The sequence below is a fragment of the Vampirovibrio sp. genome (assembly GCF_041737375.1).
Lineage (GTDB): Bacteria > Cyanobacteriota > Vampirovibrionia > Vampirovibrionales > Vampirovibrionaceae > Vampirovibrio.
The window spans coordinates 77,860-90,644 of sequence record NZ_JBGSRV010000011.1; the positions used below are offsets into that span (position 1 = coordinate 77,860).

Consider the following 12,785-nt stretch of genomic DNA (forward strand, 5'->3'; position numbering starts at 1 on the left):
ATGGGTTCCAACCGGTACAATATGAGTATCATCAATTTCACACGGAATAACACCAAACATTTTTAATAACCCAAGAATCGATGTAAGACGAAGCGACTGTAAAACGATCGACTCAGTTTCAATTAACGGTTGTAAGAACGGGTTTTCTGATTCAACAGGGGATGAGGACATCTGACCAAAAGAGGAATAAAGGAGGACTGACATGGAAGTATATGTTGCTGCGCTGGTCGTGACCGGATCTTCCGTATTGTGCGGGATGTTTTTGGTGAACGAGAGCTTTAAGCAGTCTCAACACTAATAAGGAAAGCCTTTTTTAAGGTTTAAATACGCACTGCTATTGTGACTTTAACGATTTGACTGATTCTTATGAGCGGATCCGCCTGTGTGGGTGGCCGCTCATTTTTTTATACTTTTAAATGGGCTGACAGTCTTGCTGGTTGCGCTTGAAAAACTCCCAAATCAGCTCGCTGGCGTTCAGGTTTCTGCTTTGGCGGCCCAAAAAGGGAATATAGCGTAAAGGCACTTCTGATCCGGGCCAGGTGTGCCCCCCCCCATGAATTTGATAGAGCATAACGCATTTGCCATTTTGGGTGCGGGTGTTCCGTAAACTGACTTTGGTGCCGCCCACTTTTTTCTGAAGGGCATCTTTGCGCTGCGGTAATTCGCTGGGGCCGCCATTGGCTTCTACCCAGTAGTCAAAGGTGGTCATAATGGGGGCCACTTCTCCCACGCTAATGCGAATAATGCGGGTGGAGCCGCCATCCCACGGAAAGGCCCGATCGGCGGTGCCGTTAATCATTAACAGAGAAATGGGCCTGCTGGGCTTTTTGTTTTTTTGCAATTGGTTAATGGGCAGGCTGGCCGACACCTCGGCAATGGCCGAAATTTTATGGGTCAATTCCAGTCCCAGTTTTTGGGCCAGCATGCCACCGCTGGAATAACCGGCCACATAAACCTGATCGGGATCGATGTTGTATTTCCAGGCCATATAGTCAATTAAGGTAGAAATAAAATGCACGTCATCAATGCCATAAGAGGGGGTGTCCCCTGCCCGACGGCCATCGTTCCACTGCTGATGCAGCGCGTCGGGGTAGGCCACAATAAAATGTTCTTCATTGGCCAGTTTGTCAAAGCCGGTCACGGCCTGGGCAATCCACCCGGATAATTTGGCACCGTGCAACACAATGACCAATGGGCGTTTTTGGTGGGCCTCATAATGCTTGGGCAAATGCACAATGGTTTTTCGAATCAGGCTGTCCACCAGCAGCGTTTCGTTGATGGTCAAGCCGTCTTTGGTGTTGAATTCGCCGGTGGTAGGCTCCAGTTCCGCGTCCGCGCTCTGGATGCTTTCTTCGGTATGAATGATTTTGGGAGGCAGCACAATGCGGGGCATTACTGCGTTAATGGGGGCGGCACTGGTTAAAAGCAGCTGTAAAAGCAGCAGACTGGCTATCGTTTTGAGTTTCAACAAAAACACGCTCGTTAACTGGTACATTGTCTTCATCATAACAGTATTTGGGGCGGGATTTGAGGTCGGATTTGGCCTTGGCAATTTTTGAGTTTGCTTTTGTTTATAAAGGTATCGGCCCTGTGTCATTAGTGAGGAACCGGATAAAACAGAATACACAGGCCATCACCTTACACGGTTGACCATGATTTCAGGTTTAAAATAAATGCTGTTTAGTAGTCCGCTTTATTTACTGTTTTTAGCGCTGGTGGCCTTGGTGTACTGGTTGTTGCCACCCCGTTTTCGGGTGCCAATGCTGCTATTGGCCAGCTATTTGTTTTACATGAGCTGGAGCCCTCCGCACGGACTGATTTACGGCCCCTTAATTTTTGTGGATTCTCTATATTTCTACTGGTTGAGCCGAGCCATGGTGCGCTGGCCCCGGTTTAAAAAACAACTGCTCATTTTTGGGGTGACTACCGAGTTGGCTTTGCTGGCCTATTTTAAATACGCCAACTTTTTGGCCCAAACCGGCGAGCAAATTTTGCGGTTTTTACACCTGCCTGCCACCCCTCAGCACTTTGATATCTTTCTGCCGCTGGCCATTTCATTCACCAACTTTGTGCTAATTAGCTACCTTATTGATGTGTACCGTGGGCATGAAAAGCCGCACCCTTCCTTTATTCGCTTTGCGGCGTATGTGGCTTTTTTCCCGCATTTAATCGCCGGGCCCATTGTGCGGGCCAGCGAGTTATTGCGACAATTTGATCAGTCTCCCCGCTTTAGCCGAAGTCTGCTGGTGCAGGGGTTGCATCGTTTTTGTCTGGGGTTTTTTCTCAAGGTATTTATTGCCGACATTATAGCGGTGTATGTGGATTTGATTTTCGGGCATCCTGAATTGCAGGCGTTCAATACGGCCTGGATTGCGGTGTACAGTTTCAGCATTCAGCTGTTTTGCGACTTTTTTGGTTACACCCTCATGGCCCAGGGGTCTGCCCTGATATTGGGGTACACCTTGCCAGAGAACTTCAACGCCCCTTATTTCGCTAAAAACATGTCCGAATTTTGGCAGCGGTGGCATATTTCCCTCTCTCGCTGGCTGAAGGATTACCTGTATATCCCGCTGGGCGGGAACCGTGGGGGGCGGTTCAACACCTATCGCAATTTGTTTATCACCATGGGGCTGGGGGGCTTGTGGCATGGGGCCAGCTGGAATTTTGTGATTTGGGGCCTGCTGAACGGGGTGTTTCTGTGTGGGTACAAGGCGGGCAACCATTGGGGCGTGAATCGTCTGATTCCAAAAGTAATGGCCATTTTTATGACCTTTCATGCGGTTTGCCTAACCCGTGTATTTTTTCGGGCGGAAACCCTACCGCAGGCTTGGCACATGCTGAATGCCATGGTTCATCCCTTTCGCTGGCAGTTCCTTCAGGCACCGGCGGGTAGCGTGGAACAGGGGCTTTCCTTTATCAGTTCCGAAACCGCTTTGCTGATGGTGCTTTTGTTTTTAGGTGCTCATGCCTTCATTCGATTTGTCAAACCTCGCCTCACCAGCCTTTTTTGGCGAGAAACAAGCATTACCGCCGCTTATGGGGTGTTTCTCTATTTTCTGTTCACGGTGGGGGGCAGTTCCTCCCAGCAGTTTATTTACTTTCAATTTTAGGGAAATGCCGCCTGTATGACCGCCCCCCTTTCATCCAGTTCGCCGCCCACCAGCCCGCCGATAGCGAGCGCTCATTCTTTTCGGCCCATTTTGCTTGGCGTGCTTGGATTTTTGATATTGAACGGGCTGTTTACGATTGTTGTCACTTGCTCTTCCCTCAATGCCCGCTTTAACTTTAGTTATGGCAACTTCCTGCCGGTCAAGCTCAAAATGCTGCAAGCCCAGCAACCGGAACAAACCAATGTTCTGTTTCTGGGCACTTCGCAAACCAACAATGGATTTATCCCCACGGTGTTCAATCGCCGCTTTGGCCATGGCGCTCACAGCTTTAATGTGGGCTTGCCCAATAACCGCTACGATATCATGCAGGCCTATCTGCGCTTTCATCAACGGCAATACGGCAAACCCCAACTGATTCTGCTGGAATTAAGCCCGTCGCTTCAGGAAAAAGACGCCCAGCTTTATTATTTGCCCGCCCTGTATTATCGAACACTGCTGGAGCAAGCCCCCTCTCTGGCTGGCACCCTGATGGCCAACCCCTTACTAGCCAACAACGTAAAGCAGGAGCTGTTTACCTCTGCCTTCAGTAGTTTGCGGCAGTATCGCTATACTTTTTCCCCGGTGAACTTGCTGGGCAAGGTGAGCGATAAGCTAACCGGGAGCCTAGCCCTGCGGTTGCCTATGGCCAATGCCCAATCGCCCGAAAAGCAGCCTTTGGAACCTGCTTTGGAAGAATCTGAACAAGAAGGCCCCCCACCCGCCTGGGTAAGCGAGGCCATGCTGGCAGGCGGGTGGTATCCCAAATCGCAAAGCAGGCATATGAAAACGCCCCAGGGCATTCGGGCCAGCGTGGCCCAAGCCCGCAAGTATTATATCGATCCCCAATCGGCGGTGCATTTTGAAAAACTGGAAGCCTTGCTGGCTTACTGCCAGAGCCAGGGCATTCCGGTGGCGCTGGTCACCTGGCCCAACCACCCTGCTTATGTTCGGGAATTTCAAAAATCACCCTTATCCGCCCCCTATCAACAGGGGCTGGCCCGCCTTTTAAAGCGGCACCCGGTGGCACGGGTGGATTTGAACCACCATTTGCCTGTCCATCAGGGCCCTCTGTTTGCCGATCCCCGCCACCTCACCCCGGAAGGCGCCCGTTTGTTTTCAGAAAAACTGGCGGCGGTGTTAAGCCCATCCTAAAACTGAAGCGTCTGGTTTTTTGTTTTTTAGGGCGAATGAAATGAGGCTTTGAAATCGGGAAGGATTTGATCCCGATTGACCCTTTGTGGAATACTACTGCTTGAATAAAGTGTTCAGCTTACACCATCACCCTCACTCGCTTTAAATAGGAAGGAATTTCCGAATGACAGCTTCCTCGATTCCTCATGTGGTTATCGTCGGCGGTGGCTTTGGCGGATTATACGCCGCTCAGGCATTGGGCAACCAGCCGGTCAAGGTTACGCTAATCGACAAGCGAAATTTCCACCTTTTTCAGCCCTTGCTCTATCAAATCGCCACCGGCAGTTTGTCGCCCGGTGATATTGCTTCCCCGTTACGCACGGTGGTTAAAAAATTCGATAACGTCCAGGTGATTATGGATGAAGTACTGGACATTAACCCGGATGCCAAAACCCTCACCCTCAAGCAGAAGGGAGAAGGGTTTTCCTACGATATGCTGGTGCTGGCCACCGGCGGTATGACCCATTATTTCGGCAATGATTCCTGGATGGAGCATACCCAAAGCCTTAAAACCGTGGAAGAGGCGCTGGATATGCGTCGCAAGATTTTTCTGGCTTTTGAGAAGGCCGAGCAGGAACCCGATCCTCAAAAACGGGAAGCCCTGCTGAATTTCGTGATTGTGGGCGGTGGCCCGACTGGTGTAGAGCTGGCCGGGGCTTTGGCCGAGCTTTCCCGCTTTAGCATGCCCGCCGATTTTAAAGGTATTGACTGCCGCACGGCCCAGATTATTCTGGTGGAAATGGGGCCACGGGTGCTGGGCGCCTACCCGGAAGATCTCTCCAAAAAGGCTGGAGAAACCCTGGAACGCCTGGGTGTGACCCTAAGAACCCGAACCTCGGTTACCAATATTGAGAAAGGGTTGATTACCCTGTCATACGATGGGCAGACCGAACATATTTCGGCTGGGACCATTTTATGGGCGGCAGGGGTCAAGGCTTCGCCGTTGGGTCAGTTGCTTTGTGAAAAAACAGAGTGTGAGCTGGACCGGGGCGGTCGGGTGATGGTGGAGTCGGACTTGTCGGTTCCCGGACGCCCGGATATTTTTATCGTCGGCGATCTGGCGAACTTTTCGCATACCCCGGATAAGCGCCCCTTGCCGGGTGTGGCCCCAGTGGCCATGCAGCAAGGTCGTTATATTGCCAAGCTGCTTTTGAATCGACGCAAGGGCAAGCCCGTTAAGGCGTTTAACTATATTAACAAGGGAAACTTGGCCGTTATTGGCATTAACGAAGCCGTTGCGGATCTGAACAACGTTCATTTAAGCGGTTTTCCAGCGTGGTTTATCTGGGCTTTCGTGCATGTCATGTACCTGGTGGAATTTGATAACAAGGTACTGGTCATGATGCAGTGGCTATGGGCCTTTTTCACCCGCCGCCACAGCGCCCGCCTGATTACCGGAAAAGGCTCTTACGACTGATTTATGCGACTGAGTAGGAGTGGCGTTTACTTTTTTTGATCGTTTTCAAGTGCCTGAGTAAACGCGTCCCGCTCAACAGCTTCAGGGTCATAAACCACATTTCCATTCTCGGTAATCGTTAAATGCTCCCGTTGATAACCCAGTTCGGTAAGTCGCTGGACTTCCTTCTGCGTTTCGTCGTCTTTTACCGCTTGGATAAAAGCGTCTTGCTCAACGGCTTCAGGATCGTAAACCACCGTTCCATCCTGATTAACGACCAGATGATTCTGTTGATACCCCTGTTTTATCATTTCCTCAACCTGCTTGCGGATTGCCTGCTTCTGGGAGGTGTTAAAATTGGGTTGGTTATCTCGTGATGGATCACTGCCCTGGTTTGCCATAAATCTTAACTCCCGCGGCTTAAAAAACTGCAAATTTGGCATCGTACTTATCCCTAACTTTCATTATACCGCTTTGTAAATAACCTTTTACCTCGCCCCTCTTGCAGAGGACTGGGGTAAAAGAGCTGAAAAACCGAGGCGATTAGGCTTGGGCTTTTCGTTGTTACTTTATAAGGTAAAACAAAAGTTAAAAGTGCGTAGATTCCGAGACTTTACCCGTTTTGTACCAGAATTGGTTTTTGGCCCCAAGGCACGTTGGTATTAAAGTGACTAAACTCACTAACCAGTCCCGGTTTGCTCTTTACCGATTCAAAAACCCGCTGTGGTAAGTTGCCCACGGTGTTGAGCGCGTAATCAGGCGACACCATCTGGATGACGCCGTCAGGCTTGGCCGCTCCGGCTTTAGCCCTTGCAATCACTCGCTGTGCTGAAACTTGCGGTGGAACATCCGCCAGGTGCAAGCCTACTTTGTAGCCCTTGCTTTTAGCCACCTCAATCATTTTGATTAAATCGGCTTCATTACGCCCTACAATCGGGTGGACGATGTTGTCACCGTTGTTCATGGCTTTAACCAACATTTGATTGGCGACTTTTGCGGAAGCCGGGTGAACCGCATTGGTGCCAAGGCCGTTCTTATATCCTTCGATTTGAGGCTTGATGGCGTCCGAATCAATGACCATGGCCCCATGTTTTTTGCTTAATGGGTCAACCAGTACAGAAGATTTGCCTGAGCCAGGAGGGCCAACGACCAGATGAAGCTGCTTCCCTTTTTCTGTAGCGCCTTTGCCATAGTTTTTGCTTATTAGAGTGGCCACTTGATCATCGGCTATTTTGGTAACGGGTAATGCCTTTTGCTGGGCTTCTATGCTTTTAATCCACTGGATTTCACGCTCTGAGAAGACCTCGTTCAGTTTCCATTGTCTCTCAGGGGTTGTAGGAATTTTAGACGCTTTTGCCGTAATACTGACTTCATCTCCCTGATGGGCCACTGAGTTTGCCGTACTGGTTTTCGGCTGCTTGGAGAAACTATCGGCTGCCTCTGTCAGGATTTCGGCATTCCTTTTGCCACCAGCCAATAGTTCATCGTTTACTATATTTTTTTGTTTGTTAAACGCCTGAATTCCGTCATTCAAAAACTCTTTAGCAGACTTTGGCGCACTGGAAGTGCCCATAGTGGCTAATGCTTTCGCGTTTATCATTTATTCCCCCACTTGAACCCCATTACCTGCTGTTTATAAATTTATAAAAACGACTCTCAAGATTTTGTGAACAAGATCATAAGATCTCGTAACAGTTTTATTGAACCTTTAGGAAAAATCCTGCCAAGCTTCAACGCTTCATGGATTGGCTGATTTGCTTGGTTTTTGTCGCAAGTTGTCGCTGGTTTTAGGCTTTTTATTGTTCGGGGTGTAATAATCCCTGGAGTAATGGCCAACAGCGCTGGGGAAGGAGTAAGCTATAATTTATAAGGATTTACAGAACATAGCTGGAAAAGCGCATGGGATTCCTCAAAAGACTGATTAAAGAAAAAGAGCTGGTCATGATTCTGCTGGCCGGATTGGGAGTGATCCTGATCCTGGATGTGCTGCTGGCGGAAGGGTTTAATAAAGATCAGCGCAACCGTCAGGTATTGGACGCTGAGCGCTTGCAGGCCAAGGTGGAATCGTCTCTGGAAGAGCATGTAACGGCCTTGATTGCCCTGAAAGTGGTGTATCAGAACTTTACAGACATTACCCATTACGATTTTCAGCAATATGGCAAATCCATTACCTCTACCCTGGGCGGTTTTCAACGCTTGCTTTACATTGACCCCAAGCTGAGCATTCGGCAGGTGTACCCCCTGACCCCTGAAAACACAGGGCTTTATAACTACTCCCTGCTGAAACAGGGGGAAATGACCCAGGCTTTGCTGAGCGCCAAGGATTCGCAAAATGCCTCTACTTCGCGGCTGATTCCCTTTTTAAACCATCCCAAAAGCTTTTGGGCTTTTATTCCCATTTATCGTAATAACCCCCGCAAAGACTTTTTGGGCTATGCGGCCGGTGAAATTTCCATGGAAAAGGTGTTCCAGCCGTTGGCCCCTTCTTTTTCGGCTTATCAAATTCAGTTGATTGATCCGGCTGGGGTGAAACTGTTTGAGCATGTGACCATTAACCCGGATTTAAATAAGCGGGTTTACACTTCCCGGTTTAATTTGCTGGGGCAAAAGTGGAAACTCCAGCTCAACCCGGTCAATTCTCCCACCGAAACCCTGTTGTTGCAGCGAGGAAGCTTGTGGGGGGGCGGTCTGCTGATTTTATTCCTGATTGGCCTAGTGATCATGAGCTCCAAGCAGCATAAATCGGAGTTGGAAGAGGCTCAAAAGCAGTTTGAGACTATTTTTGAAGCGTCGCCCGATGGGATTTTGCTGCTGGATGACAAGCTGAATCTGCAAATCTCCAACCCGGTCATTCGGGAATGGCTGGGCAAATCGGAAGCGGATTTGCGGGAGCAGAATTTTTTCCAGCTGTTTGAGTGCCAGTGCCCCAATATGGGGAAATGCGGTGAGCTGTCTCATTTGTTATGCACCACCAAAAAGTTTGCGGTGGATTTACCCAATGTGCTGGAAACACGGGTGATTGATCCCCCAGAAGGCAACCCAAAAACCTTGCGCCTGAATGCTTCTCGTATTACCCAGGAAAAAAACGGGAAAAAAGAACACGGCTTTATTTGCGTTATGGGTGATATTTCTACCCTGAAGGAACTGGAGCGGGTGAAGGAAAATTATGTGGCCACCTTAACCCATGACCTGAAAACTCCGCTTCTGGCTCAGCAAATGGTACTGGAAACCCTGGGCAATGGCATTATTGGCCCCATTAACGATGAGCAGAAGAAGCTTTTGCTGGGGGCTAAAGACAGCGTTCACGATTTGGTGGATATGGTCAACAGCACCTTGCTGTTTTATAAACTGGAATCGTCCCATGTGCGTCTGCACCGCAAGAAATCCCAGTTGGCGGGCCTGGCCAAAGAAGTGATGACCACCTTGCAACCCTTGGCGGAAAAGAAAGATGTTTTGCTAGAGCTGGATAGCGCCATGGCGTTGCCCGATGCCTGGATTGATGTGATTCAGATGAAGCGGGTATTCCATAACTTGTTGTCCAATGCCATTAGTTACGGGCGTAAGGGTTGTCCCATTCGGGTCAGCATTGCAATGGGCGGTGTGACCGATGGGGAAGAGCATCTGCTGGTTGAGTTTTCCAATGAGGGCAAGGGCATTACCCCGGAAGAGCTGCCCAGAATTTTTGATAAGTACTATTCCCTATCTCGCAAGTTCAAGCAAATTGGCACCGGGCTGGGTTTGTATATTTCTCGTAAAATTGTAGAACTTCATGGCGGAAAGCTTTGGGCCACAAGCGAAGTAAATAAGGAAACCCGTTTCTTTGTTTCTCTGCCAGTGGTGCAGCAGGTGGAAAAAGCCCCCGATAAGCTGGCGAACCCGGTAGAGGCAGGATGACTGACTTGATGGTGCATGATGGATGAGTTTTTCATTTGCGCTTTTTGTTTTCAAAAAAATTCGGTGTTTATCGATCCCTCAGGGGGCCAGAACCAGCGATACGTGGAAGATTGTCAGGTCTGCTGTCAGCCGAACCGGTTGTCTATCTGGTGGGATGAGCTGGAAGAGGCTTATGTGGCCGAGAGTGAACCGGAAAGCTGATTTCTGGATTTTGATGCCTCTGGCTTAACAGTGCTTTGGGATTGCATCCGGCATTGGGGATCGTATGGTATGTTGAAATTCCCGCTTGGTATGAGTGGGAGCATTTGAATGTTTTGAGCGCGTATTTAGGTTTTTGTAATGGCAAAGCTGCTAATTGTTGAGTCTCCCGGTAAATTAAAAACCCTGCGTAGCATTTTGGGCCCGGGTTGGAATGTGCAGCCCAGTGTGGGCCATATTACCGAGTTGGCGCACGATGGGGTGGACGCTCTGGGCTTTGATCTGGAAGAATCCAGCGTGGTTTGCCGTTATGTGGCCCGTGGGGATCGGGGCAAAGAGGTGATTCAAAAGCTAAGGGCCGCCTCCAAAAACGCCGATGAAGTGTATCTGGCCACTGACCCTGACCGGGAAGGGGAGGCCATTGCCTGGCATGTCGCCGAGCAGTTGAATTTATCAAACCCCAAGCGGGTTATTTACAGTCAAATTACCGAGCAGGCGGTTAAGGCGGCAATCGCTTCCCCAACCCTGCTGGATATGAATCTGATTAATGCCCAGCGATGCCGTCAATGTCTGGATAAACTGGTGGGTTATCGGGTTTCGCCCCTGTTGTGGCATTCTACCGGGGGCAAAAGCGCCGGGCGTGTACAAAGCGCCACCCTGCATCTGGTTTGTCAACGAGAGCGAGAAATTCAGGCCTTTACCACCCAGGATTACTGGTCGGTGTGGGTTGATTATCAGGGAGATCCGCCTCTGTCGGATGAGGTGAAGACTTCCGAGGCGTTTACCTTCAGGGCCTTTTACAAGGGGCAAGCCCAGGGCGCTCAGCCTGAAAATACCGCCAATGACGATGACAGCGCTAAAGACGACGCCAACGATGATGCCAAAAGCGATGAGGTGAAAGCCCCGGAATCCACCAAGGTTTTAACGTTGGCCGAAGCGGAGCGTTTGACGGCCATTGCCAGGCAGGAACCCCATCAGGTGATTAAGGCGGAAGGGAAATTAACCACCAAATCGCCGCCGCCGCCGTTTATCACCAGTTCTTTACAGCAAAGCGCCGGTTCCCAGTTGGGGTTGAACCCGGAAAAAACCATGGCGGTGGCTCAGTCCCTGTATGAGGGGGTGGAGCTGGCCAATGGTCCAAAAGGGTTGATTACCTATATGCGGACCGATTCGGTGGAGTTATCTCCAGAATTTATAGAGCAGGCCCGAAGTTACTTGTCTCAAAAAGACGCGAAAAACCTGCCCACTGGCAAAGTCAAGCAGCATAAGGTTAAAGAAAGCGCTCAGGCGGCGCACGAAGCCATTCGGCCCGCCGATGTATTTATTACGCCCAAAAGCGTTCAACAATACCTGACCCCCGATCAGTACGGATTGTATTCCATGATCTGGCGTCGGGCGGTGGCTTCGCAAGCGGCGCCCGCCAAGTTGATGAAAACGGTTATTTTAACCCGCTCAGGCTCTGTTTTTTGGGAAGCTCGGGGCATGATGGTGTCTTTTCCCGGCTACACGTTTTACTGGAATAATCTGGATAGAGCCTCTCAGTTGCCCACCCTGCAAAAAGGGCAAGCGCTGAACGCGGCTGATGCCAGTCATGAAAAACGGCAAACCCAGCCGCCCTCTCGCTATAGCGAGCCTAAACTGGTTCAGCTGATGGAAAAAAAAGGAATTGGCCGTCCGTCTACCTATGCTTCCACGCTGAAAACCCTGAAAGAGCGGGAATATCTGGAATTGAAAGGGAAAACGCTTCATCCTACCGCCTTAGGGCTAAGCACCGATCAGGTTCTGCTGGATGTTCTGCCCGATATTGTTTCCAGCGAATTTACGGCGGCCATGGAAAGCAGTCTGGATGATATCGCAGAAGGCAAACAGGCGTGGGAGCAGTACTTAATCGGCTGGAATCAGGCCTATTTAAAGCCGGAGCTGGAAAAAGCCCGGTTGGCTATCAAGGAAAAATTCCCCCAGCGCTTGTATCGGGGCGCTGGCAATAAGCAGGACTTGGCCAAATCTCGCACCAAATGCCCAAATTGCAGCCAGCTGATGGGCAAAGTGCCCACTCAAAAAGTGAGCAAGGGCTATTTTTTGAAGTGCGTTGGCACTTGTGAGGATGTGGTTCTTTTCTGGTCGGAGCGCTCAAAGCAGTGGGAAGCGCCCCAGTCTAAAGCCAATGGGGCTAGCACTAAAGCGGTAGAAATAAGTGAGCACCCTTGCCCTGTTTGTAAAAAACCGCTAGAGATTTACCCGTATGTGAAGGACCGTGTGGAAAAGCAGCTGTTGCGCTGCTCGGATGCCCAGGCCCGCACCGAAAAAAAGCATGCCGATGTGGTGTATTTCCAGTCCAAAGGCAAGTGGTGGAGCCCCAAGTTTGGGGAAATCAAAGCTCAAGAATCTTAAAGCGTAAAAAGAAATTATGGCCAGTTTTTGCTTGCCAAGCCACTTAAAATTGCCTTAAACGTTCTCCCCTCTTGTCAATTAGCCGGTTTATACTTTTTAAAACTGATCGGTTGACAAGGTGTATTGCCCGACTTACTATGAAACTCCCCTCACGACACAAGGGGCGAGCGAAACGAGTCGCAAAACTGGTGAGTAAACAAGTAGTTGACAAGCCAGTCGGAAGCGATAAGATATAACTCCCCTCAAGTCACCGGGAACGAGTCAGTCAAGCCCCCGAGTCGCTCAGTAAACAAGTAGTTGACAAGCAAATCGGAAGCGGTAAGATATAACTCCTCCCACTCACTAAGTCCCCCTCACTTCAGTCAAAACAAGCAACAGCTACCAAGCTCAAGTTTCAATGCTTTAAGTGAAGCGGCCTTACGGGGCTCGTACTTTGAAAACTGAATATTGGAACATTAAAAAGACTCCGTTCAAATCTAATATAACGCGAGCCAAGGACAGGAATTATCCTGAAGATTTCGAGGTATCTGCTGCGAGGTAGATACTGACACTGAATCGTAAGATTC

General features: G+C 49.8%; 9 protein-coding genes. 6 read left to right on the plus strand and 3 right to left on the minus strand.

Translation table 11 applies throughout. The features are described 5' to 3' along the window. Window positions 1-412: 412 nt before the first annotated feature. A complete protein-coding gene (locus ACEW81_RS08560) occupies window positions 413-1,495 on the minus strand; it encodes a CE1 family esterase (protein ID WP_373532563.1) in 1,083 nt (360 codons plus the stop codon). Between the two features lie 178 nt (window positions 1,496-1,673). Here ACEW81_RS08560 and ACEW81_RS08565 point away from each other — a divergent pair, with 178 nt between their 5' ends. From ACEW81_RS08565 to ACEW81_RS08575, 3 genes are all read left to right on the plus strand, one after another. Beyond that, window positions 1,674-3,110: an MBOAT family O-acyltransferase gene (locus ACEW81_RS08565; protein ID WP_373532564.1), complete on the plus strand. Its 1,437-nt coding sequence runs from the start codon at window positions 1,674-1,676 to the stop codon at window positions 3,108-3,110. Between the two features lie 15 nt (window positions 3,111-3,125). After that, window positions 3,126-4,301, plus strand: coding sequence for a hypothetical protein (locus ACEW81_RS08570; RefSeq protein WP_373532565.1), 1,176 nt, complete (start codon window positions 3,126-3,128; stop codon window positions 4,299-4,301). A gap of 163 nt (window positions 4,302-4,464) precedes the next feature. After that, window positions 4,465-5,757 carry an NAD(P)/FAD-dependent oxidoreductase gene (locus ACEW81_RS08575; protein ID WP_373532566.1) on the plus strand — a complete coding sequence of 431 codons (1,293 nt, stop codon included), beginning with the start codon at window positions 4,465-4,467 and terminating at the stop codon, window positions 5,755-5,757. Between the two features lie 26 nt (window positions 5,758-5,783). Here the strand turns inward: ACEW81_RS08575 and ACEW81_RS08580 are convergent, their stop codons facing one another. Both ACEW81_RS08580 and ACEW81_RS08585 read right to left on the minus strand, forming a co-directional pair. Further along, on the minus strand, window positions 5,784-6,179 hold the full coding sequence (locus ACEW81_RS08580) for a hypothetical protein (protein ID WP_373532567.1): 396 nt from the start codon (window positions 6,177-6,179) through the stop codon (window positions 5,784-5,786). A gap of 170 nt (window positions 6,180-6,349) precedes the next feature. Next, window positions 6,350-7,336, minus strand: coding sequence for a zeta toxin family protein (locus ACEW81_RS08585; protein ID WP_373532568.1), 987 nt, complete (start codon window positions 7,334-7,336; stop codon window positions 6,350-6,352). Window positions 7,337-7,635: 299 nt separating this feature from the next. On the opposite strand from ACEW81_RS08585, the gene ACEW81_RS08590 reads away from it, so the two are divergent. From ACEW81_RS08590 to topA, 3 genes are all read left to right on the plus strand, one after another. Then, window positions 7,636-9,630: an ATP-binding protein gene (locus ACEW81_RS08590; protein WP_373532569.1), complete on the plus strand. Its 1,995-nt coding sequence runs from the start codon at window positions 7,636-7,638 to the stop codon at window positions 9,628-9,630. 15 nt (window positions 9,631-9,645) lie between these two features. Continuing rightward, a complete protein-coding gene (locus ACEW81_RS08595; protein WP_373532570.1) occupies window positions 9,646-9,831 on the plus strand; it encodes a CPXCG motif-containing cysteine-rich protein in 186 nt (61 codons plus the stop codon). 138 nt (window positions 9,832-9,969) lie between these two features. Beyond that, window positions 9,970-12,219, plus strand: coding sequence for a type I DNA topoisomerase (gene topA / locus ACEW81_RS08600; protein ID WP_373532571.1), 2,250 nt, complete (start codon window positions 9,970-9,972; stop codon window positions 12,217-12,219). Window positions 12,220-12,785: the final 566 nt, after the last annotated feature.